The following is a 23,741-nucleotide window of genomic DNA, read 5'->3' on the forward strand; positions in this document are numbered from 1 at the left end:
CCGGGGTGCACACCGGAACTAAAGGTCGACGACGTCGTTCTTGCCGATGTCGGGGGTGCCGCCGGTCACCGCGGCCTTGCCGATCTTGAACAGGCTGGCGACCTTGGGTTCATCCGACGCCCAGTACTCGGCAGTGTGGGAGTCCACCTTCAGCAGCGCCACGGAGGGGTCTTCGCGGCCCTTCTCGAACCAGCCCTCCACGGAGGTCTTCCACAGGGAGGAGATCTTGCCCTGATCCTTTGTCAGCGTGGCGGTGCCGCTGATGGACAGGAAGCCCTCGGAGTCGTTGATGGCCACATTCACGTGCGGATTCGCACGGACCTCGTCGGCCTTGGGGGAGGGGTCCGGAGTGAAGAACCACAGGTTGCCGTCCGCATCGGCCTCCTGCAGCTGCAGGGGCCGGCTGACCAGGTTGCCCTGCAGGTCCACAGTGGTCAGCGTGGCGATCTTGGCCTTTTCGAGAATCTTGACGACGGTGTCGCGTCCATCCTGCTCTGATGCCATTACGGACTCCTTCAGTCGTAGCGTTCCGGAGTTAGTAAGCCTACGTACAGATGATCGCGGGCGGAACGGTTAGGAGTTGCGCTTTGAGCCGAAGAAGTCCCGCAGCAGGCGGGCCGATTCCTCCTCGCGGACCCCGGGAAAAACCTCCACCCAGTGATTCAGGCGACGCTCGCGCAGGATGTCGAACACAGAGCCGGACGCGCCGGCCTTCTCGTCCCAGGCTCCGAAGACCACCCGGGGCACCCGCGCAAGGACTATCGCACCTGCGCACATTGCACAGGGTTCCAGTGTCACCACGAGGGTGCAGCCTTCCAGCCGCCATTCCCCGACTGCAGCCGCGGCCGCCCGGATGGCCAGGACCTCGGCATGGCCCGTGGGATCCCCCGTGGCCTCACGCTCGTTGCGCCCGGTTCCCAGCACCTCGCCGTCGGGCCCCAGGACGACGGCGCCAATCGGCACGTCGCCGGTCTGCAGTGCCTTACGTGCCTCGGACAGGGCAAGGTCCATCCAGGCCTCATGTGTTCGGGAAAGGGACTCCATGCCTGCCATCGTCCCCCATCCGCGCACACGCGGGCGAACGCAGGCGAACGCAGCCGAACGCAGAGAGAGGGCAGGGGGCAATGGTAGTTTTGAAGCATGCGCGTACTTGTAGTGGATCACCCCCTCGTTGCCCACAAACTCACCGTTCTCCGCGACAAGGACACCCCGTCACCGATCTTCCGGCAGTTGACGGAAGAACTGGTTACCCTGCTGGCCTACGAAGCCACCCGGACCGTCCACGTGGAGCCGGTTCCGATCGAGACTCCCGTCACCTCCGCCGTCGGCACGGGTCTGGTCAAGCCGACCCCGCTGGTCGTCCCCATCCTGCGTGCCGGTCTCGGCATGCTCGAAGGCATGACCCGCCTGGTCCCCACCGCCGAGGTCGGATTCCTGGGCATGGCCCGGAATGAAGAAACACTCGAAGCAATCACCTACGCCGAGCGTCTTCCGGATGACCTCACCGGCCGTCAGGTCTTCGTCCTGGATCCGATGCTGGCCACCGGCGGCACCCTGCGCGAAGCCATCAAGTTCATGTTCCAGCGAGGCGCGGCGGAGGTCATCTGCATCTGCCTGCTCGCCGCTCCGGAAGGACTCTCGGTGCTGAAGGAAGAGCTGCAGGACGCCAACGTCACCATCGTGCTGGCCTCCATTGACGAGCGCCTCGACGAGAACGCCTACATTGTTCCGGGCCTGGGTGACGCCGGCGACCGGCTCTACGGCATCGTCTAAACGCATCGAACGACGGCGGCTCCGCCGTCACCATTCCGCCCCCGCACGGACCCCGCGGTCTGTCCAGCATGTGGACAGACCGCCGCTACGGTAAACGCACCCGCTCTGTAGGCACCCTTACAGAGCGGGTGTTCTTTTTCCTGGACTGTATCCATGTGGACCGCCTGGACTCCGAATCTACGCGAAATTTATTTAGGGCTTATACATATTCACGCATAGCTATTCATCGTCGTTTTATGTGAACTGCGTCACAAAACGACACTTTTCGTCCACAATGTGAGACGACGGGCCCATTGTTACTTGCGCTTATCCCTTTGTTACATGCAATAATCCGAAGTGTGAACACCAACACGACAGCATCAGTCGCAGTCTTTCCGGGTGGCCTCCGCGCCGCGCAGGAGACTGGCTGCTGTCGAACGCATGCCTCTGGAACCACCCCCATCCAGAGGTAAGACTCAGGCCCAAGCATGGGCATAATAGGCGCCGTCTCGACCGGGCACACCCCCAGCAATCGAGCCGTGATGACGTCAAGTCACGATGAGGTCCCACATGTCAGTAGCATCCGGTTACGTCCACATCTCACTGCGCAACGCGCAGAACCGCGCCGGATCAGGTTCCCAGCGCCAGCCCGCAGCCGGCCGCTCCTACGGTGTCCAGCCGTTCGGGAACCAGTCCTATGCACTTCAGGCCGCCAACGGAAGCGGAGAGCGTCCGCTCCGCGCCGTTACCGGCCAGGAGGCCAACCCCATGACCGCCCCCATGTCGGTGGTCACACCCAATGGCATCCCCGGACCGCAGGCGGTCAGCAGTGACACCGCTGCCCGAGGGTTCGTTATTTATGTGGGCCTCGATGAGGACACCGCAGCGGCCAACGGCACGTCCCTGAGCAAGCTGGCACAGGAGATCCGGGCACATGTCCAGACCCTCGTACCGTGCGCCCAGAGCCACGCAGCGGTGGCCCTTGCCCCCGCCGGCGCCAGCGGCTCGGACATTGACGTGGTCCGGCAGGCGCTGGGGGACCCCACCGTCGCCCGGCGGCAGCCCGCGCCCCAGCCGGTGCCGGCACCCGCCGCTGCCATCCGCCCCTCCGGCGTCCTGATCGACCTGTCCCGCCGCGAGGTGCACCTTGACGGGGACACGCTGAACCTGACGTTCAAGGAATTTGAGCTCCTGAACTACCTGGTCGAGAACGCCAGCAGGACCGTCGGGCGTGAAGAGCTGCTGGCGGGACTGTGGCGCAACGCCGAAGAGGTGCCCAACGAGCGCACCATCGATGTCCACATCCGGCGCCTGCGCTCCAAGCTGGGCCGGCTTGCCAACACCGTCCGCACGGTCCGCGGCCAGGGGTACCGCTTCTATGAGCACCCCGAGGTAGTTGTCTGGGCCGCGCCGGAATACAGCATCTAGCCGGAACGCAACATCCGGCAGTAGGCGGAGCAGCAAAGTTCGACCCAGGTGCCGGTCCGGAGGACCTCCTCCGGACCGGCACCGACTGCTCCTGCCACTCCTGCGGCGGAGCGGGGGCTGCGTCCGCGGCTAAACTGAGCCAATGACCGGCCACCACCTCAAAACACTCCAGCTCCTGCGCCATGCCAAGGCGGACTGGCCGCGCGACGTGGCAGACCACGAGCGGCCGCTCTCCGGCCGCGGGCACCGGGATGCACCGCTGGCCGGGGAATGGATGCGCGAGCACGGGACGATTCCCGACTTCATCCTGTGCTCCTCGGCCCTTCGCGCCCGGCAGACCTGCACCTGGGTCTGCAAGGAACTGGGGGACAAAGCGCCCACCGCCAAGCTCGAAGACCGGCTGTACGCCGCCTCGCCGGAACAGATCCTCAGCCTCATCAACCACGTGCCGGACACTGTCACCAGCCTGCTCGTTATTGCCCATCTTCCGGGGGTCCAGGACCTGGCCATGCGCCTGGCCTCGGCCGACTCGGATGAAGGCGCCGTGATGGAGATGGCCACCCGGTATCCGACGTCGGGCCTCACCGTCATGGAGCACGCACTGCCGTGGGCCGAACTGGACGGCCGCGACGCGAGGATCACCGACTTCGTGGTGCGCCGGGCCTAGCTACAGCCCGTATTTCTCCAGCAGTCGCAGCCATACTTCGCTGATCGTGGGGTAGGCGGGCACCGCATGCCAGAGCCGGTCCAGCGGGATCTCCCCGGTAACCGCAATGGTTGCCGCATGCAGCAGTTCGGAGACCCCGGGACCGGCAAAGGTCATCCCCACCAATGTGCGGCGGTCCTCGTCCACCACCATCTGCGCCCAGCCGCGGTAGTTGTCCGCATACAGCGAGGACCCGGCGACGGCGATCTCCAGGGACGTCTCGGATGCGTTGATGCCATCCGCCCGGGCCTGCTCGAGGGTCCTTCCGACCATGGCCAGTTCCGGATCGGTAAACACCACCTGCGGCACCGCGGAATGGTCTGCCGTGGCCGTGTAGCGGCTCCAGGCGGCCGGATCCGCACTGCCGGGTTCCTGCCGTGCCCGTGCGGCAATCGCGTCCCCCGTGGCCCGGGCCTCGTACTTGCCCTGATGGGTGAGCAGGACCTTCCCGGCGGCGTCCCCGACGGCATAGAGCCAGCCGCCCGCGCCGGCCACGCGCCCCGTATCGTCGATGTCCAGTCGATGCGGATCCAGTCCCAGGCCCTCCAGCCCCAGTCCGTCCAGGGCGGGCCGGCGTCCGGTGGAGACCAGCAGCCGGTCCCCGGCCACCGTGCCGCCGCCGTCGAGGCCCACCTCCACACCGCCGTCGTCGGACTTCCGCACCGACGAGGGGGAGGCGGACGTGCGCACGTCCACGCCGCTCTCCTTCAATCCTTCCTCCACCAGGGCGCGGGCGGGTTCCGGGAAGGACTTCAGGATGGAACCGCGGGCGAGCAGGGTGACTTTCGCGCCAAGCCGGGCATAGGCCTGGGACAGTTCGACGCCGGAGACTCCGCCGCCGATCACCACCAGCCGGCCGGGAATTTCGGTGGCGGACGTGGCGTCGCGGGTGCCCCAGTAATCCACGGTGTCCAGGCCGTCGATCGGGGGAGTGGATGGCGTGGAGCCGGTGGCGAGGACGACGGTGTGCCGCGCGGAAATGTGCACGCTCCGGCCGTCAGTGGTGGCCACTTCCACCTCGCGTTCACCGGTGAGCCGGGCCCGTCCGCGGACCAGTTCAATGCCGGCCCCTGCGACCCACTCGGCCTGGCCGGCGTCGTCCCAGTTTGAGGTAAACGACGTCCGCCGTTCCAGGACGGCGGAAGTGTCCAACCTGCCGGTGACGGCTTCGCGTGAACCCGCCAGCGACTGTGCCTCCTTCAGGACGGTGCCGGGCCGCAGCAGGGCCTTGGACGGCATGCAGGCCCAGTAGGAGCATTCACCGCCCACCAGGGCCGCTTCCACGAGGACGGCGGAGAGCCCGCCCCGGACCACACGGTCCGCGGCGTTCTCGCCCACGGCGCCCGCACCAATGACAACGACGTCGGTCTGCAGGGTCTCAGTCATGGACCCGAGCCTTGCACTTACCCCGGGGCGGGGCAACCGCAGCGCCCGTGGAGATCGCTTCCGCCGGCAGCGGCCGGCAGCGGAAAACCGGGTTAAACGAAAAACCCGGCCGGATCAGGATTTCTCCTGACCCAACCGGGTTTTCAGTGGTGCGCGCGAAGGGATTCGAACCCCCAACCTTCTGATCCGTAGTCAGATGCTCTATCCGTTGAGCTACGCACGCATAACAACTACTCTATCAAAACCGATTCTCACCGGTGTTTTTCAAGATGTTCTTCAAGTTGTTTCGTGGCTGTTTGGCCGTAGATAACTATAGCGGGCTTTTGGGGGCAGCGCCAATCGGGGTTGTGTCGCAAGGTAAACTAGACCGGTCTACGTGACCTTAGTCACATTGGTCCAACGGGCGGGCCCGGTTTCCCGTGGATTTGTGGGCGCGATCACGATTCCGACCCTAAAGGTGTGATCTTTCGAGCGAAAGCGATCCGGAGGCCGCAACTAGCATCAAAACACACCACTGACCCAACGAAGGGAAGAGTCATGGGCGATGACGCGCGTCAGCTAGTTCTCGACGAGAACGGCGACAAAGCTGCAAGCCAGCCGCAGCACAGCACCACCGGGGGGACAGCTGCCCCCACCACCCACCAGGCCCTCCTTGCATGGGTGAAAGACGTTGCCGAGCTGACGCAGCCTGAGCGCGTGTATTGGGTTGACGGGTCCGTAGAGGAAAACCGGATCCTCACCGATGAACTCGTGGATGCCGGCACCCTGGTGCGGCTCAACCCCGAAACCTTCCCGAATTCCTTCGCTGCCTTCTCAGACCCCAAGGACGTTGCCCGGGTCGAAGAGCAGACGTTCATCTGCTCCGAGAAACGCGAGGACGCCGGCTTCACCAACAACTGGATGGACCCGGGTGAGATGCGGTCCAAGCTCAACGGACTGTTCGCCGGGTCCATGCGTGGCCGCACCATGTACGTCGTCCCCTTCGTTATGGGCCACCTCGACGCGGAGGACCCGAAGTTCGGCGTCGAAATCACCGACAGCGCGTATGTGGTTGCCTCCATGCGGATCATGGCCAACATCGGTACCGATGTACTGCGCAAGATGGAGGAACTGGACGCATTCTTCGTTCCCGCCCTTCACTCCGTGGGCTACCCGTTGGCCGACGGCGCAGACGATGTGCCCTGGCCCTGCAGTGATGACAAGTGGATCGTGCACTTCCCCGAGGACCGGTCCATCTGGTCCTACGGCTCCGGCTACGGCGGCAACGCCCTGCTGGGCAAGAAATGCTATGCCTTGCGCATCGCGTCCATCATGGCCCGGGACGAGGGCTGGCTGGCCGAGCACATGCTCATCCTTAAGCTCACCAGCCCGGAGCGGAAGGACTACTACGTCGCCGCTGCGTTCCCGTCCGCCTGCGGCAAGACCAACCTCGCCCTCCTCGATCCGACCATCGACGGCTGGAAGGTCGAAACCCTGGGCGACGACATCACATGGATGCGGTTCGGCAAGGAAGGCGAACTGCGCGCGGTAAACCCGGAGGCGGGACTCTTCGGTGTCGCCCCCGGCACCGGCTGGAGCACCAACCCCAACGCCATGCGCGCCATCGCCAAGGGCAACTCCATCTTCACCAATGTGGCGCTCACCGAAGACGGCGGCGTCTGGTGGGAAGGCATGACGGACGACGCCCCGGCGCAGCTCACGGACTGGCTCGGCCAGGAATGGACCCCCGACGCCGGCCGCCCGGCCGCGCATCCGAATTCGCGCTTCTGCACCCCGATCGACCAGATCGACATGCTGGCCGACGAGTACCACTCCCCGAACGGCGTCCCCGTCTCCGCCATCCTGTTCGGCGGCCGGCGCAAGACCACCGTTCCCCTGGTGACCGAGGCCCGTGACTGGGCCAGCGGCATCTTCATGGGCTCCACCCTGTCCTCCGAGACCACCGCCGCCGCCGCGGGCCAGGTGGGTGTGGTCCGGCGCGATCCGATGGCCATGCTGCCGTTCATCGGGTATGACGCCGGCGACTACCTGCGGCACTGGATCGAACTCAGCGGCAAGGCCAACCAGGACCTGCTGCCGAAGATCTTCCTGGTGAACTGGTTCCGCCGCACCGCCGACGGCGGATTCGCCTGGCCGGGCTTCGGCGACAACGCCCGGGTGCTCAAATGGGTCATCGAACGGCTGGAAGGCACGGCCGGCGCGGTGGAAACCCCCATCGGCTTCGTCCCCACGGGTGAGTCCATCGACCTGACCGGCCTGGACATGACTCCCGAGGACGTGGAGCAGGCGGTCCGGGTGGATCCGCAGGAATGGGCCACGGAGCTGGACGGTATCGACGAGTGGTACGCCCGCTTCGGCTCCACCCTGCCGCGGGAACTCAAGGACCGGCTGGCGGAACTGAAGGAACGCTTCGCGACCGTCTAGCCGCTGACAGCACAAAAGGGGAGCCCCACCGGTACACCGGTGGGGCTCCCCTTATTTGTGGACTAACTGGCGGGCTAAGGCGCCGTTACGCCTCGGCGTCGTCGGCCCAGACGATGGGCTCTCCGCCCTCCCAGATGGGCTCGTTGAACGTCCATTCGCCGTCCTGTTCCGAGTAGGTCTGGATTGCGGAAATGCAGACCCCGTCGGAGTGTTCGGTGACAACGTGGATGGCGTCGGTGTCTTCCTCCGGCAGGTGGATGTCGGAGAACACGGCGACCGCTCGGTTCTCGCCCTTCTGCTCGGTCAGCACCGTGTACAGGTCCTCGATCATCGCATCTGCGTCGAGGTCCTCGTCGCTGTCCTCGGGAGAGACTGCGATCATCCGCAGCTCGCCGTCGTTCTGCACCACCAGGGCGGCAGGCAGGAAGGCGCCCTGCGCTTCAAGCTGCTCCTGGGTGACGCCAAGGGCGGTCCCAAGCAGGGAATTCAGGTCCTCCTGGACCTGGGCGGACGGCTCGGATCCGTTCAGTTCTACATCAGCCATTGTTATTTCCTTACTAGTGTCAGTACGTGGTCGCGGATGCGCTCCATGGTGGGCAGGTCCTCTGCCTCGGCGTTCAGCCGCAGGAAGGGTTCGGTGTTGGAGGCACGGAGGTTGAACCACCACGTGCCGTCGTTGGACGTGAACGTCACACCGTCGAGTGCGTCGACGGTGACGCCTTCGCGCTCGAACTCGGCGCGGACGCGTGCGACGGCGGCCGGGACGTCCTCCACTCGGGAGTTCACCTCGCCGGAGGAGAAATACGGCTCATACTCTCGGGCCAGGTCCGAGAGGGCGCGGGTCTGCTCACCCAGTGCGGCGAGCACGTGCATGGCGGCAAGCATGCCGGTGTCGGCGTTGTAGAAGTCGCGGAAGTAGTAGTGCGCGGAGTGCTCGCCGCCGAAGACGGCTCCTTCGCTGGCCATTACGGCCTTGATGAAGGAATGGCCCACGCGGGTACGGACCGCGCGGCCGCCGTCGTGCGCCACCAGTTCGGGTACGGCGCGGGAGGTGATCAGGTTGTGGATGATCACGGGTGTCTCTTCGCCGGCCGCCTTGGCGCGGGCGATCTCGCGGCGGGCCACCAGTGCGGTGACGGCGGAGGGGCTGACCGGTTCGCCCTTTTCGTCGATGACGAAGCAGCGGTCGGCGTCGCCGTCGAAGGCCAGGCCGATGTCCGCGCCGTGCTCGACGACGGCGGCCTGCAGGTCGCGCAGGTTTTCCGGCTCCAGGGGGTTGGCCGGGTGGTTCGGGAAGGACCCGTCCAGTTCGAAGTAGAGCGGAACAATGTCCAGCGGCAGCTCGGGCAGGATGGTGTTGCCCAGCACCGCGGGGGTGGTCATGCCGGCCATGCCGTTGCCTGCATCCACCACTACCTTCAACGGGCGGATTCCGGACAGGTCCACCAGGCTGCGCAGGTAGCCGGAGTAGTCGGCCAGGACGTCCCGGACGGAGATCGACCCCTGAGCCTCCGCGGCGGGGATGGCACCGTCGTTGAGGTACTGCTCGGCGAGCGCCTGGATTTCCTTCAGCCCGGTCTCGGAGGAAATGGGGACCGCGCCGGCCTTGGCCATCTTGATCCCGTTGTACTGGGCCGGGTTGTGGCTTGCGGTGAACGTCACGCCGGCGGCATTGAGCACACCACACGCGTAGTAGAGCTCGTCGGTGGAGATTAGGTCCAGCAGCAGGACGTCAGCGCCCCGGGCAGTGGCACCGCGGGCGAAGTCGCGGATGAACTCGGGGGAGGACGGCCGCATGTCACCGCCCACCAGGACAGTCTGGCCGGACAGTCCCTGAACGTCTACAAACGCGGCCCCTACGGCCTCGACGATCTGCGGGGTGATGGTCTCGCCTACGACGCCGCGGACGTCGTAGGCCTTGAAGGACGCGGAGAGGTCGAATGCATTGTTCACGTTGGCTAGTCTATAGGGGCATCCGCCGGCGCGGCCTTGTCCACAGGGCGAATCCGGTGCGGGGGACGTCCCGGCGGGCTGGGATAGTGGATGGTATGGAAAGCACCGATATGCAAGGCACTCCTTCCGGCGACGCTCCTTCCGGGCAGGCGTCCCCGCTGCACGGCGAGGCGGTCCAGCTGCTGCGGGCGCTGGTCGGCAACGACAGCGCCGAGTTCCACCAGGACCAGTTCGAAGCGATCGAAGCACTGGTTTCCGGTGGACGCCGGGCGCTGGTGGTCCAGCGCACCGGGTGGGGGAAGTCCGCCGTGTACTTCGTGGCCAGCCTGCTGCTGCGTGCCCGCGGTGCCGGTCCCACACTGATTGTCTCCCCACTGCTGGCCCTGATGCGGGACCAGGTGGCCGCCGCGGCACGGGCCGGGGTCCGCGCCGAAGCCATCAACTCCGCGAACCAGCTGGAGTGGCAGGACATCTCCGCCAAACTCGAGGCCGACCAGGTGGACGTCCTGCTGGTGTCTCCCGAACGGTTGAACAACCCCGGTTTCCGTGAACAGCACCTGCCGGAGCTGATCCGCCGCTCCGGGCTGCTGGTGATCGATGAAGCGCACTGCATCTCCGACTGGGGCCACGATTTCCGGCCGGACTACCGCCGCATCCGCAGCCTCATCGAGCAGCTGCCCTCCTCCGTGCCGGTGCTGGCGACCACGGCAACGGCGAACAGCCGTGTGGTGAAGGACATTGAGGAACAGCTCGCCGCCGGCGGGGAAGATGTCTTCACCATCCGCGGTCCGCTGGCCCGCAAGTCCCTGCGGCTGGGGGTGCTGCGGCTGCCCAGTCCCAAGGCGCGCCTGGCCTGGCTGCTGACACACCTGGACGAGCTGCCGGGCAGCGGCATCATCTACGCCCTGACGGTGTCCGGCGCCGAAGACACCGCCCGGCTGCTGCAGCAGGCCGGGCACCCCGTCCTGGCGTACACCGGCCGCACCGATCCCGCCGACCGGGAAGAGGCCGAAGCCGCCCTGAAGGAGAACCGGGTCAAGGCCCTGGTGGCCACCAGCGCACTGGGGATGGGCTTCGACAAGCCGGACCTGGGCTTCGTGATCCACCTGGGTGCACCCTCCTCCCCGGTGGCGTACTACCAGCAGGTGGGACGTGCCGGCCGCGGCACTCCGAACGCCGACGTGCTGCTGCTGCCCGGGGCCGAGGACCGCGACATCTGGCAGTACTTCGCCACCTCCTCCATGCCGTCCGAAGGTCCGGCCACAGCCGTGCTCTCCGAGTTGGCTTCCGGGGAAGTGCTCTCCGTCGGTGTGCTGGAAACCCGGGTCAACCTGAAGCGCTCGCCGCTGGAACTGCTGCTGAAGGTCCTGTCCGTGGACGGCGCCGTGGAAAAGGTGTCCGGCGGCTGGCGGGGCACGGGACAGCCTTGGCATTACGACCGGGAACGGTACGAACGCATTGCCGCTGCGCGGGTGAAGGAACAGCAGGCCATGCTCGACTACGAGAGCACCTCCGGCTGCCGCATGCAGTTCCTGTCCCAGCAGCTCGACGATCCGGCAGCCGCACCCTGCGGCCGCTGCGACAACTGCGCCGGGCGCTGGTTCGGCGACGACGTTGCGGCCGAAGCCTCCGACAACGCGGCCCGGGCGCTGGACAAAGTGGGTGTGGAGGTGGATCCACGCGGGATGTACCCCTCGGGCATGGACCGGCTGGGTGTTCAGGCCAAGGGCAAGATCAAGCCGGACCGGGTGGTGTCCGGCGGGCGTGCGCTGGCCCGCCTGACGGACCTGGGCTGGGGCGGCCGCCTACGTGAGATCTTCGCGCCGGGTGCCGAAGATGTTCCGGTGGATCCCGCACTGCTTCAGGGCTGCGTGCAGGTCCTGGCCCAGTGGGGCTGGGCCGAACGCCCGGTCGCCATTGTCTCCATTCCCTCACGGTCCCGGCCCCAGCTGGTGGATTCGCTGGCCCGCGGCCTCTCGGAACTGGGCCGGATTCCCTATCTGGGGGCGCTGCAGCTGCCGCACGGCGGACCCACCGGTGGCCCCGGCGGCAACAGCGCCTTCCGGCTGGCCGCCGTGTGGGACCAATTTGCCGTTCCCCCCGAAGGTGCGGCCTGGTTCGCCGCGAACCCGGGCCCGGTGCTGCTGGTGGACGACTTTGCCGACAGCCGCTGGACCCTCACCGAAGCCGGGCGGGTGCTGCGGGAAGCCGGGGCCGACGCGGTGCTGCCGTTCGTGCTCGCACTGAAGGCCTAGCGCCGCCCTGGGGTGCGCCAGCAGCGGGACGGGTCTCGGCCCGTCCCTCACCACCAAACGCCCCGACGTCAGGCCGTCGTCATTGCCGGCTGACCTGCTTTCCGGAGATGGGTCCGGCTAATCCTCTGGCCGGACCCATTTACCCTGAGGAACTCATCGGGGAATTCACGCGGTCACAAAACCTCCAACGCCAATACGCGGGTAATAGGATGTGGGGATGGAGGTACATAAGGCGGCGGCTTTCCTGGCAGTGGCCGAGGAACTGCACTTTGGGCAGGCCGCCCAGCGCCTGCATATGGCGCAGCCGCCACTTAGTCGTCTGATCCGTCAATTGGAGGCGGAACTGGGAGCGGATTTATTTATCCGCACTACCAGGCACGTCACCCTGACCCCGCAGGGGCAGGCGCTGCTTGAACCTGCTCGGGAACTTGTCCGCCTCGCAGACCAGATGAAGGACGTTGTCCTGAAATCTAAAAACGGGGAAATTGGACGTGTCCGGCTCGGTTTTGCCGGCGCATCCGTGAACCACGCGGTGGGTGAATTGGCCCGCAGGATACGCCGTCAGCGGCCCGGGATTTCCCTCGAGCTCTTCAGCTCGCAGTTTTCCCATCTGGGCCTGCAGAAAGTGCTCGATACCTCCCTCGACCTGGTCATTGGCCGTTGGGATTTCCTCCCTGCCGAAATCAACTCGCGGCTGCTGGCCTACGAGGAGCTGCTGATTGCCCTTCCGGAAAGCCATCGGCTGGCAGGCCAGGAGGACGTCGCGGCCGCGGAGCTGGCAGATGAACCCTGGCTGGTCCTTCCCGGCGGCGCCGGGGCTACCCTGCCGAACCGCCTCAACACGCTGGCCATGACCGCGGGGTTTGTACCCCGGATCGTGCAGGTTGCCCCAGATTCATGGACCCAGGTGGTCCTCGTCGGTGCCGAAATGGGGGTGGCCCTCACACTGTCGAGCGTCCGCGAATACGTTCCCTCGCGGGGCGTGGTCTACAAGCCGCTGCGGCAGGAGCAGAAGCACGTGGAAGTCAGGTTGATCTGGCGGCGTGGAGACCCCAACCCGGCCCTTCGAGCCGTGATCGAGATGTCGAGGAGCGTGTTCCCGAACCCCGAGGAACCCGAGGAGCAGGCAGTACCGGCCCCGGCTGATCCGCCGGGGCCGGTACCAGGTCAGGGACGCTCAAGTAGCAGCGCCGTCCCCTGACCCACCCCCACACACATGGTTGCCAGCCCCTTCTCGGCTCCTTCGCGCTCCATCCGTCCGAGCAGTGTCACCACCAGACGGGACCCGGAGGAACCTAGCGCGTGACCCAGGGCGATGGCTCCGCCGTCGCTGTTGACCACCGCAGGGTCAAGCCCCAGCTGGCGAACGCAGGCGACGGACTGGCTGGCGAACGCCTCATTGAGTTCCACCGCGCCCAGATCCTCCACCTTCCAGCCGGCACGTTCGAGCACCTTCCGGGTGGCCGGGACCGGGCCGATTCCCATAACCTCGGGCCGCACACCGACTGAGGCGCCCTGGACGATACGGGCCCGGGTCCGCAGCCCGTATTTGCGGGCCGCCCGTTCGGACACCACAAGGATCGCGGACGCGCCGTCGTTGAGGCTGGACGAGTTGCCTGCCGTCACCACCGAACCGCCGTCCACCACCGGACGCAGCCTGGCAAGCACCTCCGGGGTGGTGCCGGCGCGCGGACCCTCATCCGTGTCTACGAGGCGGGTGCTGCCCTTCGGACCCGGCACCGTCACAGGAACGATCTCGTCCCGGAACCGGCCCGCCTCGATGGCGGCCAGCGCCCGTTCATGGGAGCTGACGGCAAACGCATCAGCCTCATCCCGGGTCACCCCTTCGACCTCGGCGACCTCCTCAGCGGTCTCCGGCATCGAATACGTCAGCTTGTCCCGTTCCAGGAACCGGGGATTGGTGAAACGCCAGCCGATGGAGGTGTCGAACATCGCTCCGGGCTTGGCGAACGCCGTCGTCGGCTTCTCCATCACCCAGGGTGCGCGGGACATGGACTCGACACCGCCGGCCACCACAACGTCCGCGTCACCGCAGCGAACCATCTGCGAGGCAAGGATGATTGCGGACAGCCCGGAGGCACAGAGCCGGTTCACCGTGATTCCGGGGACGGTATCCGGGAACCCTGCCAGCAGCCAGGACATGCGTGCAACGTTGCGGTTGTCCTCACCGGCGCCGTTGACGTTGCCCATGATGACCTCGTCCACGTCATTCGGGTCGATTCCCGCGTCCTCGACCGCCCGCTGGATGACCAGGGCGGCCAGATCATCGGGGCGGACGCCGGCCAGGGAACCCCCGTAGCGGCCCACCGGGGTGCGGACGCCGCCGGCCAGATATGCTTCCTGCATTTTCGTTTCCAATCCTTAGGTTTGCGTGATGCGTTGGCGTCGGAATCAGTTGAAGGCGGAAATGCCGGTGATGTCCCGGCCAACCAGGAGCGACTGGACGAAGTCGGTGCCCTCGTAGGTGGAGACGACTTCCATGTCCGTCATGTGGCGGGCCACATGATGCTCCAGGAGCAGGCCGTTGCCGGCGAGCAGGTCCCGGGCCTCATTGCAGATCCACTTGCCCTTCTGGGCGGTGGCCATCTTCACCATCGAGGCCTGCGCACTCGTGAGCTGCCCGCGGTCCGCCAGCTCCGCCATGCGGTTGCAGAGCAGCTGCATGGTGGTGAGTTCGCTGAGCATGTTGGCGAGCCGGTTCTGGATTAGCTGGTAGCTGCCAATCGGGTTGCCGAACTGCACCCGGCTCGCGGCGTAGTCCCGGGCGATCTCGAAGGCGGCCATGGCGTGCCCAACGGCTTCCCACGACGCGCCGCCGCGGGTGGCCTTGAGTACGCGGGAGACTCCCTTGAAGGATTCGCACCGCTCGAGCCGGTTCTCCGCAGGGATCCGAAGGTCCTCGATCACGATGTCGGCCTGCTGGATAGCCCGCTTTCCAACCTTGCCGGTGATCACCTCGGGCCGGTAGCCCGCGGGGTGGCCGCCGTCCTCGTCCTTCTCCACCACGAAGGCGTTGACCTGCCCGTCTTCGGTGTTGCGGGCGAAGAGCACAACGACGTCGGCGGCGTGGCCGTTGCCGATCCACCGCTTGTGTCCGTTCAGGACCCAGGTGTCGCCGTCACGGCGGGCCGAGGTTTCCAGGGCCACCGAATCCGAACCATGGTCAGGTTCGGTCAGGGCGAAGGCGCCGGTTTTCTCGAGCCGGGCCATGGCGGGTAGCCAGCGGGCCTTCTGCTCGTCGCTGCCGAGCACATTGATCGCCCCCATGCACAGGTTCCCATGGACCCCGAGGAAGGTATTGATGCTGCCGTCCACACGGGACATTTCCCGTGCAACCATGCCGGCGGCCTTCCGGCTCATGCCAGGGCAGCCGTACCCCTCGATCGTGGTACCGATGATGCCCAGCTCCGCGAGCCCCGGCAGCAGTTCCCAAGGGAACTCGGCACGCTCCCAGTAGTCGTTGATCAGCGGTTTGACCTGCTCCTGGGCGAAGGCCCGCACCTTGTCCCGGATGGCCAGTTCATCAGGTGTTAGGTCCTGGTCCAGCAGGAAGTAGTCGGATGTTGCTGCACCGCGGGATACGGCAGGCGCGGCAGCGGAGAGGGAAGTCATGAAAGGGGTCCTTTCGTTAGGTTCAACAGAAACAGGGAAGGTCAGGGGCGGCCGGGCGCGGGCGGGGCGGTGATCCGCAGCGCGGACAGGAATCCCACGGCCGCCACGCACAGGGCCGGAAAGATGAGCAGGGGCAGGTCAGCGGCGTAGGCGAGCGAAACCAGCGAGTAGCCTGCGGCCATGGCCAGGAAGCGGATCATATTATGGATTCCCACAGCTGTTCCGGATCCTCCGGCGGGGGAGGAAACCAGTTCCGTCGCTGCCGCGCTCTGAGTAAACGCGATGCCGGCGCCGGCGAGGATCAGGCCGGTCAGAACCAGTGGGACGGTCCACTGCCCGCCGGGAACCTGCTTCTCCAGCAGCATCGCCGCAGTGAGGATGACGGCCGCCGCGGTCAGCAACCCCGTTCCGCGGACCAGCTGGCCGCTGGTGCCAACCCGTGCGCCAAGCCGCGCTGCGAGGGGTCCGGCCACGATCATCGTCAGCGCCAGAGGCAGGACCAGCACCCCGATTTCCCCCGGTTCCAGGCCTAGGTCCGAGGCGAGGAACAGGGGAACCGCGACGATGAAGACGGCCAGCGACGCCATGGACAGGCCGGCTCCGGCCGCAGCCAGGGCGTAGCTGCGCCCACGCAGGATGGCGGGATCCAGCAGCGGCCGCAACGCCCCCGGCAGGTCCACCAGACGCAGGCGGCGGCGGGTCAGGCGGGTAAACAGCGTCCAGCAGGCAACGGCGCCCAGTCCGAGCAGCACGGCTCCCAGCCAAACCGCGCCCTGTCCTGCCATGACTGTTGCGGTGGCTGCAGCGCCGCCGCCCGTCACCAGCCAGAACAACGCCGAGGCGTGCACCGGAGGACGCTGCCGCCGGACCGCGGGCACCGAGAGGGTGAGCAGTACCATCATGACCAGCACCGCGGCAGCGTGCAGGATGAAGACGTAGCGCCAGCCGGACGCCTGGGTGACGAACCCACCGAAGGGCGGTCCGATGGCCTGGCCCAGTCCGATCGCAGATGCCCAAGCGCCCATGATCGCCCCGCGCCGGTCCGGCCACAGATGTACAAGGACTGCCTGGACCGCGGGAGGAATGGCGCTGCAGGCTCCTCCCTGCAGGATCCGGGCGCCGATCAGCAGCTCGGTTCCGGTTGCCAGGGACGCCAGCACGTCTGCACTGACCAGCACCCCCAACGCCGTGACCAGCAGCCTGCGGGGGCCGAAGCGGTCGCACAGCCAGCCCGCGAGGGGCACCATCGTGGCCATGGCGACCGTGAAGGCACTGACTGTCAGGACTGCTTCCGGTGCAGTCATGCCCAGCTCGTTCTGGATGCGGTACAGCGGGGCGTTGATCATGTTTGCCGAGAGCGTGCCCAGAGCCGTAGTGGCCAGGAGTGCCGGATAAGCGATGCGTCGTCGCCCCTCCTCCGGCACCCAGTGTGGCCTGCTCATGCACGGCTGGCCCCGGCGTCGGCGGCTACTGCGGAAGCACCGCCGTCGGTTCCCTCCGCGCCGTCTACTTCGTCGGGAACGTTCCCGTCTCCTCCGCCGGATGCGGACGTCCGTGCGCGGAGCCCGTCCAAGGCCACGCGGAGGTGTTCGGGCAGCGGCCGCGGGCGTCCGGTCTGCGCATCCATCTGGACGAGTACGGTGCGGGCCCGGGCAGCTGCCTGGCCGTGTTGGAGCAGGTCGCAGTCCAGGGTGTAGGAAGAGCGGCCGACGGCACCCACTGTCACCTGTGCGGTCAGCTGGGGGCCGTGGTTTATGGGCCGCAAATAGTCCAGGTGCAGTGAGACCACCACGCGGGGCTGGGCCGGGTCGGGAATGCCCTCTGTTCCAAGCCAGTGTCCGAGTGCCGCGAGGCGCGCCTCCTCAATGAGGGTGACTATCCGGGCGTTGTTCACATGGCGGTTGATGTCCTGGTCCGACCAGCGCACGGCTATGTCGGTGGTGAAGGGGTTCATGATGCCTTGGGGACGGCGGTCCGGCCGTCGGCGAGCCAGGCCAGGACCCGGTCCCGATCGCCGTCGAGAACGGGCGGGGCCTGTCCGTAGTCCACCGGCGTCCTGCTGAAGTCCACCGGATGCCGGACAGTGGGAATCCTGCGATCCCCGGACCCCGCGACAGCAACCGGGCGCAGGCCAAGATCCTCGGCCAGCCGGACTCCCTCGTCCACGTTCAGGATCGGGGCGCACGGAACCTTTACGGCCTTGAGCCGCTCAAACCAGTCCTCCGCGTCGCGGGTGCGCAGCTGCTCGATCAGAAGTTTCCGCAGGTCGATGCGGTTGGCGTTTCGGGCTGCGGGGGTGCTGAAACGGCCGTCCGCAGCGAGTTCCGGCACGCCGAGGCAGGCGCAGAGCCGGCCGAACTGGCCGTTGTTGCCCACCGCGATGACGATGTCCTTGTTGCGCGCGGGAAACGGTTCATACGGATAGAGGCTGGGGTGCTCGTTGCCCATGCGGGTGGGCACCGTGCCGCCGGCAACGAATGCCGCCGTCTGGTTGACTAGCCCCGACAGTGCGGAGGACAGCAGGTTCAGCTCGACGTGCTGTCCGAGGCCGGACTCCTGGCGCTCATGGAACGCTCCCAGCACCCCGATGGCCGCATGCAACCCCGTGATCACGTCAAACAACGCGACGCCGGCGCGATACGGTTCGCCATCCTGGCTCCCTGTCAGGCTCATCATCCCGGACAGGGCCTGCGCCAGCAGATCATAGCCGGGCAGCTCGGCGCCGCCGGCGGTGCCGAACCCGGTGATGGATGCATATACAAGGTCCGGGCGCCACGCGCTGACCGATTCATAGTCGAGCCGGTAGCGGGCCAGCCCACCGGGCTTGAAGTTCTCTACCAGGATGTCGGCCCGGGCAATGATTGCCTCGGCAATGTCCCGTTGGCCAGGATCGGTGAAGTCCAGCGCAATGGAGTGTTTGTTGCGGTTGACCGAGAGGAAGAACGTGCTTTCGCCGTCCCGCTGGGGCGGGGTCCAGGCACGTGCGTCGTCTCCCTCCGAGCTCTCGACCTTGATTACGGTAGCGCCCATATCTGCCAGCAGCATGGTGCAGTAGGGACCGGCCAGGACCCGGGTGAAATCCGCCACCACCACGCCGGAGAGCGGCCCCGTGCCGCGCCGGCCAAAGATGGCATGCAGGTCTTCTGCCGCGGAGCTGGGCATGTCAGGTTCCTTCCTTCGAGCGGACGGTGAGAGGGGTTCAGGGCTGGGCTTCGTAGTCATACCAGCCCCGCCCTGTCTTGCGGCCGTAATGCCCCTGTTCGTACATCTTCTTCAGCGACGGGTGCGGCAGGTCCGCCGGGTTCCCGGTCTGCTCGTGTTCGGCAGCCCGGACAAGATAGGCGACGTCGATCCCCACGAGGTCCATCAGCTCGAAGGGGCCCATCGGGTGGCCGAGGGCCGTACGGGCAGCAACGTCGATGTCCTCGAAGCTGGCGATTCCGGCTGCCTCAAGTTCCAGTGCCTCGGCGCGCAGGGCGCGCAGCAGCCGGTTAGCGACAAAACCGGGAATCTCCCGGTTGATGCGGACCGGCTGCTTGCCCAGCTTCTCGGCGAGGGCGACCGTGGTGTCCACCGTGGCGTCCGACGTCTCGGGATTGCGCACGACTTCGACGCAGGCCATGACCAGGGCCGGGTTGAAGAAGTGCATGTTGCACACCCGGTCGGGCCGGGTAGTTGCGTCCATGAGCACTGACGAGGGGATGGTCGAGGAATTGGTGGCCAGGATGGCGTGGTCCGGCGCGGCCGCATCCAGATCCGCGAAGAGCTTCCTCTTGATGTCGATCCGCTCCACGGCGGCTTCAAGGATGAAGTCCGCTTCGCGTGCGGCTGCGAACGAATCCGTGGTGTAGCTCATCCGGGCCAGCGCTGACTCGACCTCTTCGCTGCTGCGCCGGCCCTTCTCGGCGAGCCTGCCCAGGCGGCGGCGCACTTCCTCCCGCGACCGGTCCAGGGCGCTGGCATCCAGGTCGCTCGTGGTGGCGTCGTAGCCGGCCAACGCAAAAAGTGCACCGATCTGGGTTCCCATGGCACCGGACCCCACCACGAGGATGCGGCGGATGGCGTCGATGTTCGGCTGGGGATTCATGTTTCTCCTTGCAATGCGTGTGCGCGTGGTTGGGTGGTGAAGCCTGCACCAGGGGCAGGCCGGAAGTGGGACTGGGTGGCGCTGCGGACTCAGGCGGTGCCGTTGAACCTGGCCGGACGTTTTTCCAGGAAGGCCGCGGCGCCCTCGGACTTCTCATCGGCGGCGTACAGGAGCGATTGGGCGAGGCGCTCCAGCAAAAGGCCGGTGCGCTGGTCGGTTTCCGCGCCGCCGCTGATGACCAGCTTGGCCAGGCGGACTGCCAGGGGGCCCTTGGCGAGGATGGTGCGGGCCGTGTCCCTGGCACTGTCCAGCAGCTGCTCGCCCGGTACGACGCTGGTGACCAACCCGATGCGCAGTGCTTCCTCGGCGTCGATAATCCGACCCGTGAGGATCAGCTCCTTCGCCCGTCCCTGCCCGACCAGCCGGGACAGCCGCTGGGTTCCACCGGCACCGGGGAGGATGCCCAGGTTCGCTTCGGGGAGCCCGAACCGGGCGGTGGTGGAGGCGATGCGGATGTCGCAGGACATGGCCAGTTCGTTGCCGCCGCCGAGCGCGTACCCGTTGACGGCAGCGATGGTGGGCTTATCGAAATCCTGGACGCGGTCATAGAGCCGTTGCATCCGGGCCCGGAGCCCGTCCTGCAGGGTGTACCCGGCAAGCTGGGTGATGTCCGCGCCTGCAACGAAGGCCTTCGTGCCGGCGCCGGTGAAGATGACCGCGCCGACATCGGAGTCGGCCTCAAGGGTGTCCAGTGCGGCGTCGAGGCCGTCCAGCACTGATCGGTTGAGTGCGTTGCGCACATCGGGACGGTTGATGGTGACGACGGCTGTGCGCTCGCTGATCTCGGTGAGTACCGGCGAGCTGGCGCCTGGGTTGGTGTCGGTCATGGTGGATCCTTTCGCGTGTCAGGTGACGGTGCTGGCGGGCGGTGTCGGTATCGGCGCAGTGACGGCCGCTTCGGGGTCGGCATCGTCCCGCGTTTCGGTCTCCGGTGCCTTGACTGGGAGGAGGCTCAGCACCACGCTCGCGGCCACCAGGACAATGCCGCCGACGGCGGTCAAGACCGTGGGCAGGAACAGCAGGAACCCGCCGACCGCGCCAACCAGGCGCAGCGGAATCGGCATCCGCCGGTCAAACCCGACCACCCAGCCTTCTATCGCCGACGCGAGGCCGTACACGCCAGCAATGCTCAGGACGAAGGCCAGCAGGATCCGGCCAGGCGAATCCTGGGCCACCAGCGCCGGGTTGAGCGCGAAGCCGAACGGGACGACGTATTTCACCGCGCCCAGCTTCATGGCCGCGATGCTGGTTGCCATGGCCGGCGCCTTCGCCAGGCCCGCTGCCGCGAAGGCTGCCAACCCCACCGGCGGGGTGATATAGGAAACGGAGGCCCAGTAGATAACGAACAGGTGGGCGGCGAGCGGGTTCACGCCGAGGTCCACCACGGCCGGAACCATAACGATGGCCAGGAAGACGTACGCGGCGGAGATGGTCATGCCCATGCCTAGGATGAAGCAGGTGATGGCCCCGGCGATCAGGATGAGCACTACGTTGTCACCGACCAGCGCCACCAGTTCGCGGGCCAGGGAGAGGCTCACACCGGTCGCGGTGAGCCCACCGACGATCAGCCCAACGCCGGCGATGATGCCGATGATGTTGCTCAGGGTCTTGCCGGAGTCGACGAGAAATTCGGTGAATTCACGGAAACCGAACTTCTGCCCAGGCCGCAGGACGGCCACGAGGAGGAGGAAAAGAATCACCCAGTAGGGAACCTTGGTTTCCGAGTTGGTGATGAACAGCATCCCCGTGAGCAGGACGAGTGCGAGCACATAGGGCCAGCCGCGAAGGAGCGTGGGCAGGGTCCGGGGAAGCGTGTCCACCGGGGCGCCTTTAAGGCCGTTGCGGGCGGAATAGCCGTCCACCTGCAGGTAGATACCCAGGAAATAGAGGAAGGCGGGGATTGTCGCGGCGACGAGGATCTCGGTGTACGGGACCCCGACGAAGGAGACCATCAGGAAGGCGGCAGTGCCCATGATCGGGGGTGTGATGGATCCGCCGGAAGAAGCGGTGGCTTCAACGCCGCCGGCGTAGGTGGCACTGAAACCGCTGCGCTTCATAGCCGGGATGGTCATGGGGCCGGTGGTCAGGACGTTGGAGACGGCGCTCCCGCTCATCATGCCCATGGCGGCGCTGCTGGCCACCGAGACCTTGGCCGCGCCACCGCGGTAGCGGCCGAAAATGGACATCGAGAGGTTGTGGAAAAAATCGGCGCCGCCGGTGTGCTGGAGCGCAACACCGAAAATGAGGAAGCCGATGAGGATGGTCCCCGCGGTCTGCAGTGGAAGCCCGAGGATGCCTTCGGCTCCCATGACGTGAACCTGTGCGAGAGTGGGCAGGTCGTAGGTGACGCCCTGCAGGACCGGGATCGGCAGGTATTTGGCCACCAGTGGGTAGAGCGAAAAGATCAGGGCGATCAGGGTGACCACCAGCCCTCCGGTGCGGCGAAGCGCCTCAAGGGCCACCAGCCAAAGGAGGAAGCTGGCGACCGTGGCGGCATCAGGGGCCATGTACTCCCAGCCGAAGGTCTTGATGCGCGTTCCGTTCACTGCCAGGTAAATGCACACTGCGGCGGTGACCAGCATCAGGGCGACATCGAACCACCGCACCGGGGCCTCGGCGGACGTGTCCGGGTCTTCGGCCTGGGGGCCTTCCGCTTTCTTAGCGACTTTCTCTAAGAGGGGAACCTTCCTGACGGGGTTGACTATGAACACCACAGGCAGGAATACGGCCAGGATCAGGTAGAGGTAGGCGTTAGTCAGCAGCGAGAGGCCGCCCACGTTCCAGAAGAAAACCTGGTTCATGGTGAGCAGCACGCCCAGCAGGGTGAGGGCGATGACCGTGCCTCGCCACGGCGGGGTGAGGCGGGTCTCAGCTTTCATCGTTCTCCCCCTCGGCGTCGAGCTCAGTCTTTTTCCATTCGGTCCAGTTACGTTCCAGCTCCTCCGGCTCGGAGGATTCGAGGATGCCGGGCCATGCCTCGCGCATCCTTTCTCCGCGTTCGATCAGCTCGTTGTTCTTCCGTTCCAGCTCCTCGGTCCAGGCGCCCTGCTCCTCGAAGTAGCGAACGGTTCCCTCATGGAAGGGAACCACCAGGGGTTCTTTCAGGACGGCCTCAAAGGAGAACTGGCTGGCGTCCGGAGTGGTCGTCTCATAGTGCTCAAAGTTGTCCACCATGGCCTTTACGAGGTTGTACACCTCGTCGGCGTCGCGGGAGCCCATGGTGGTGAGTGGAATGGTGTATTCGAGCACACGGGCCGTCTCGCCTTCCGGCACACCGGGGGCATCGCTCACCTCACCAACCGTGGCCATAGGCATCAGTTCCTCCCAGGTTTCGTAGCGGGCGGTATCCGGGTCGTCGAAGGTCAGCCATTTGACGTCCACCTTGGATGCGAGCTCGTTGATGTTGGAACCGACGACGTTCTGGTACAGGGCATCGATCTGTCCCGATTCCAGGCCGGCAAGCTGCTCGCCGTAGGCGATGGGCACCTTCTGCACGTCCTCTCCGGTGAGGCCGCCATAGTTCAGGAAGCCCTCCATCTTGTTATTGATTGAGGTGTTTGCCGTCAGATTCGGAAACCGCTTGCCCTTCAAATCGGCAAAGGTGTCGATTCCGCTGTCTTCGCGGACCAGCAGGCCGTAGTTGCCGAGCGGAGCCCAGACCAGGCGCAGGTCCTGCGGACCCCATTCAGCGGTCGCATACTCGTAATCGCCCTCGAACGCGTAGTAGTACTCATCCCCGGCGCGGGAATAGTCGATGGTGCCGTTGACCAGCGGAGCCAGGCGGCCGATGCCCGTATCGGCGGTCATCAGCCTCACCTGGACGTCCTCTTCAGCAGTCAGGGTGTTGGCGATGGCAGCGAGATCGTTGTAGGTGCCGGTTCCGACGTTGTACGTGGACCACACCAGCTGTTTGGGGAGGCCGTTCGGACCGACCTCGTCACCGCCGGCAGCGCAGCCGGTCAGCGCAAGCAGCGCTACGGCGGTCCAGGCGCCGCAGCGCGCTTTCCTTGTCCTCATAATGACCTTTCGACATTGAAGGGTTGAGTTGAAATCGTGG

The 23,741-nt window shown here is 66.2% G+C and carries 20 protein-coding genes and 1 tRNA gene; 6 read left to right on the forward strand and 15 right to left on the reverse strand.

Annotation, left to right across the window (positions count from 1 at the left end; translation table 11 throughout):
- Positions 1 to 18: 18 nt before the first annotated feature.
- Together QNO10_RS01780 and tadA are read right to left on the reverse strand one after the other, a co-directional pair.
- On the reverse strand, positions 19 to 504 hold the full coding sequence (locus QNO10_RS01780; RefSeq protein ID WP_229951071.1) for a pyridoxamine 5'-phosphate oxidase family protein: 486 nt from the start codon (positions 502 to 504) through the stop codon (positions 19 to 21).
- A 69-nt stretch (positions 505 to 573) separates the two neighbouring features.
- Positions 574 to 1,044 carry a tRNA adenosine(34) deaminase TadA gene (gene tadA, locus QNO10_RS01785; RefSeq protein ID WP_229951069.1) on the reverse strand — a complete coding sequence of 157 codons (471 nt, stop codon included), beginning with the start codon at positions 1,042 to 1,044 and terminating at the stop codon, positions 574 to 576.
- Between the two features lie 96 nt (positions 1,045 to 1,140).
- On the opposite strand from tadA, the gene upp reads away from it, so the two are divergent.
- The 3 genes from upp to QNO10_RS01800 all read left to right on the forward strand — a co-directional run bounded on the left by upp (position 1,141) and on the right by QNO10_RS01800 (position 3,847).
- Positions 1,141 to 1,773, forward strand: coding sequence for a uracil phosphoribosyltransferase (upp, locus tag QNO10_RS01790; protein ID WP_229951067.1), 633 nt, complete (start codon positions 1,141 to 1,143; stop codon positions 1,771 to 1,773).
- A 549-nt stretch (positions 1,774 to 2,322) separates the two neighbouring features.
- Complete coding sequence (locus QNO10_RS01795) at positions 2,323 to 3,180, forward strand: winged helix-turn-helix domain-containing protein (protein WP_229951065.1); 858 nt, start codon at positions 2,323 to 2,325, stop codon at positions 3,178 to 3,180.
- Positions 3,181 to 3,322: 142 nt separating this feature from the next.
- Positions 3,323 to 3,847 (forward strand): SixA phosphatase family protein, encoded by a 525-nt coding sequence (locus QNO10_RS01800; RefSeq protein ID WP_229951063.1) that lies wholly within the window; start codon positions 3,323 to 3,325, stop codon positions 3,845 to 3,847.
- Here QNO10_RS01800 and QNO10_RS01805 read toward each other — a convergent pair whose 3' ends face one another.
- Positions 3,848 to 5,272 carry a dihydrolipoyl dehydrogenase family protein gene (locus tag QNO10_RS01805; protein ID WP_229951061.1) on the reverse strand — a complete coding sequence of 475 codons (1,425 nt, stop codon included), beginning with the start codon at positions 5,270 to 5,272 and terminating at the stop codon, positions 3,848 to 3,850.
- 147 nt (positions 5,273 to 5,419) lie between these two features.
- Positions 5,420 to 5,495: transfer RNA gene (locus QNO10_RS01810), tRNA-Arg, on the reverse strand.
- A gap of 314 nt (positions 5,496 to 5,809) precedes the next feature.
- Between QNO10_RS01810 and QNO10_RS01815 the strand changes: the two genes are divergently transcribed.
- Positions 5,810 to 7,696 carry a phosphoenolpyruvate carboxykinase (GTP) gene (locus QNO10_RS01815; protein WP_229951059.1) on the forward strand — a complete coding sequence of 629 codons (1,887 nt, stop codon included), beginning with the start codon at positions 5,810 to 5,812 and terminating at the stop codon, positions 7,694 to 7,696.
- Positions 7,697 to 7,781: 85 nt separating this feature from the next.
- Here the strand turns inward: QNO10_RS01815 and QNO10_RS01820 are convergent, their stop codons facing one another.
- Both QNO10_RS01820 and QNO10_RS01825 read right to left on the reverse strand, forming a co-directional pair.
- A complete protein-coding gene (locus QNO10_RS01820; RefSeq protein WP_229951054.1) occupies positions 7,782 to 8,240 on the reverse strand; it encodes a hypothetical protein in 459 nt (152 codons plus the stop codon).
- Positions 8,241 to 8,242: 2 nt separating this feature from the next.
- Positions 8,243 to 9,649: a phosphomannomutase/phosphoglucomutase gene (locus QNO10_RS01825; protein WP_229951052.1), complete on the reverse strand. Its 1,407-nt coding sequence runs from the start codon at positions 9,647 to 9,649 to the stop codon at positions 8,243 to 8,245.
- 95 nt (positions 9,650 to 9,744) lie between these two features.
- Between QNO10_RS01825 and QNO10_RS01830 the strand changes: the two genes are divergently transcribed.
- Together QNO10_RS01830 and QNO10_RS01835 are read left to right on the forward strand one after the other, a co-directional pair.
- Positions 9,745 to 11,904, forward strand: coding sequence for a RecQ family ATP-dependent DNA helicase (locus QNO10_RS01830; protein WP_442860287.1), 2,160 nt, complete (start codon positions 9,745 to 9,747; stop codon positions 11,902 to 11,904).
- 217 nt (positions 11,905 to 12,121) lie between these two features.
- Positions 12,122 to 13,105, forward strand: a complete 984-nt coding sequence (locus QNO10_RS01835; RefSeq protein WP_229951048.1) for a LysR family transcriptional regulator — start codon at positions 12,122 to 12,124, stop codon at positions 13,103 to 13,105.
- Here the strand turns inward: QNO10_RS01835 and QNO10_RS01840 are convergent.
- The 9 genes from QNO10_RS01840 to QNO10_RS01880 all read right to left on the reverse strand — a co-directional run bounded on the left by QNO10_RS01840 (position 13,072) and on the right by QNO10_RS01880 (position 23,701).
- Positions 13,072 to 14,271 (reverse strand): thiolase family protein, encoded by a 1,200-nt coding sequence (locus tag QNO10_RS01840; protein WP_229951046.1) that lies wholly within the window; start codon positions 14,269 to 14,271, stop codon positions 13,072 to 13,074. The two genes, QNO10_RS01835 and QNO10_RS01840, sit on opposite strands and share 34 nt — an antisense overlap.
- A gap of 45 nt (positions 14,272 to 14,316) precedes the next feature.
- Positions 14,317 to 15,537: an acyl-CoA dehydrogenase family protein gene (locus QNO10_RS01845; RefSeq protein ID WP_229951045.1), complete on the reverse strand. Its 1,221-nt coding sequence runs from the start codon at positions 15,535 to 15,537 to the stop codon at positions 14,317 to 14,319.
- A 41-nt stretch (positions 15,538 to 15,578) separates the two neighbouring features.
- Entirely contained in the window at positions 15,579 to 16,979 is a 1,401-nt protein-coding gene (locus QNO10_RS01850) for an MFS transporter (protein WP_229951042.1), read from the reverse strand.
- Positions 16,976 to 17,491 carry an acyl-CoA thioesterase gene (locus QNO10_RS01855; protein WP_229951039.1) on the reverse strand — a complete coding sequence of 172 codons (516 nt, stop codon included), beginning with the start codon at positions 17,489 to 17,491 and terminating at the stop codon, positions 16,976 to 16,978. The genes QNO10_RS01850 and QNO10_RS01855 overlap by 4 nt, the downstream gene beginning before the upstream one ends.
- Entirely contained in the window at positions 17,488 to 18,699 is a 1,212-nt protein-coding gene (locus QNO10_RS01860; protein ID WP_229951036.1) for a CaiB/BaiF CoA transferase family protein, read from the reverse strand. Before QNO10_RS01860 ends, QNO10_RS01855 begins: the two co-directional genes overlap by 4 nt.
- Before the next feature lie 37 nt (positions 18,700 to 18,736).
- Positions 18,737 to 19,624, reverse strand: a complete 888-nt coding sequence (locus QNO10_RS01865; RefSeq protein ID WP_229951034.1) for a 3-hydroxyacyl-CoA dehydrogenase family protein — start codon at positions 19,622 to 19,624, stop codon at positions 18,737 to 18,739.
- 89 nt (positions 19,625 to 19,713) lie between these two features.
- Complete coding sequence (locus tag QNO10_RS01870; RefSeq protein WP_229951032.1) at positions 19,714 to 20,511, reverse strand: enoyl-CoA hydratase/isomerase family protein; 798 nt, start codon at positions 20,509 to 20,511, stop codon at positions 19,714 to 19,716.
- Between the two features lie 18 nt (positions 20,512 to 20,529).
- Positions 20,530 to 22,563 (reverse strand): TRAP transporter permease, encoded by a 2,034-nt coding sequence (locus QNO10_RS01875; protein WP_229951030.1) that lies wholly within the window; start codon positions 22,561 to 22,563, stop codon positions 20,530 to 20,532.
- Positions 22,553 to 23,701 (reverse strand): TAXI family TRAP transporter solute-binding subunit, encoded by a 1,149-nt coding sequence (locus QNO10_RS01880; RefSeq protein ID WP_229951028.1) that lies wholly within the window; start codon positions 23,699 to 23,701, stop codon positions 22,553 to 22,555. The genes QNO10_RS01875 and QNO10_RS01880 overlap by 11 nt, the downstream gene beginning before the upstream one ends.
- Positions 23,702 to 23,741 lie beyond the last annotated feature (40 nt).

Origin of the sequence: Arthrobacter sp. zg-Y919 (genome assembly GCF_030142045.1) — a bacterium.
GTDB lineage: Bacteria > Actinomycetota > Actinomycetes > Actinomycetales > Micrococcaceae > Arthrobacter_B.

Bases quoted from the DNA above. Each gene is read 5' to 3' on its own strand.
- QNO10_RS01780 (WP_229951071.1), bottom strand. From the start codon at position 504: ATGGCATCAGAGCAGGATGGACGCGACACCGTCGTCAAGATTCTCGAA.
- tadA (WP_229951069.1), bottom strand. From the start codon at position 1,044: ATGGAGTCCCTTTCCCGAACACATGAGGCCTGGATGGACCTTGCCCTG.
- upp (WP_229951067.1), top strand. From the start codon at position 1,141: ATGCGCGTACTTGTAGTGGATCACCCCCTCGTTGCCCACAAACTCACC.
- QNO10_RS01795 (WP_229951065.1), top strand. From the start codon at position 2,323: ATGTCAGTAGCATCCGGTTACGTCCACATCTCACTGCGCAACGCGCAG.
- QNO10_RS01800 (WP_229951063.1), top strand. From the start codon at position 3,323: ATGACCGGCCACCACCTCAAAACACTCCAGCTCCTGCGCCATGCCAAG.
- QNO10_RS01805 (WP_229951061.1), bottom strand. From the start codon at position 5,272: ATGACTGAGACCCTGCAGACCGACGTCGTTGTCATTGGTGCGGGCGCC.
- QNO10_RS01815 (WP_229951059.1), top strand. From the start codon at position 5,810: ATGGGCGATGACGCGCGTCAGCTAGTTCTCGACGAGAACGGCGACAAA.
- QNO10_RS01820 (WP_229951054.1), bottom strand. From the start codon at position 8,240: ATGGCTGATGTAGAACTGAACGGATCCGAGCCGTCCGCCCAGGTCCAG.
- QNO10_RS01830 (WP_442860287.1), top strand. From the start codon at position 9,745: ATGGAAAGCACCGATATGCAAGGCACTCCTTCCGGCGACGCTCCTTCC.
- QNO10_RS01835 (WP_229951048.1), top strand. From the start codon at position 12,122: ATGGAGGTACATAAGGCGGCGGCTTTCCTGGCAGTGGCCGAGGAACTG.
- QNO10_RS01840 (WP_229951046.1), bottom strand. From the start codon at position 14,271: ATGCAGGAAGCATATCTGGCCGGCGGCGTCCGCACCCCGGTGGGCCGC.
- QNO10_RS01845 (WP_229951045.1), bottom strand. From the start codon at position 15,537: ATGACTTCCCTCTCCGCTGCCGCGCCTGCCGTATCCCGCGGTGCAGCA.
- QNO10_RS01850 (WP_229951042.1), bottom strand. From the start codon at position 16,979: ATGAGCAGGCCACACTGGGTGCCGGAGGAGGGGCGACGACGCATCGCT.
- QNO10_RS01855 (WP_229951039.1), bottom strand. From the start codon at position 17,491: ATGAACCCCTTCACCACCGACATAGCCGTGCGCTGGTCGGACCAGGAC.
- QNO10_RS01860 (WP_229951036.1), bottom strand. From the start codon at position 18,699: ATGCCCAGCTCCGCGGCAGAAGACCTGCATGCCATCTTTGGCCGGCGC.
- QNO10_RS01865 (WP_229951034.1), bottom strand. From the start codon at position 19,624: ATGAATCCCCAGCCGAACATCGACGCCATCCGCCGCATCCTCGTGGTG.
- QNO10_RS01870 (WP_229951032.1), bottom strand. From the start codon at position 20,511: ATGACCGACACCAACCCAGGCGCCAGCTCGCCGGTACTCACCGAGATC.
- QNO10_RS01875 (WP_229951030.1), bottom strand. From the start codon at position 22,563: ATGAAAGCTGAGACCCGCCTCACCCCGCCGTGGCGAGGCACGGTCATC.
- QNO10_RS01880 (WP_229951028.1), bottom strand. From the start codon at position 23,701: ATGAGGACAAGGAAAGCGCGCTGCGGCGCCTGGACCGCCGTAGCGCTG.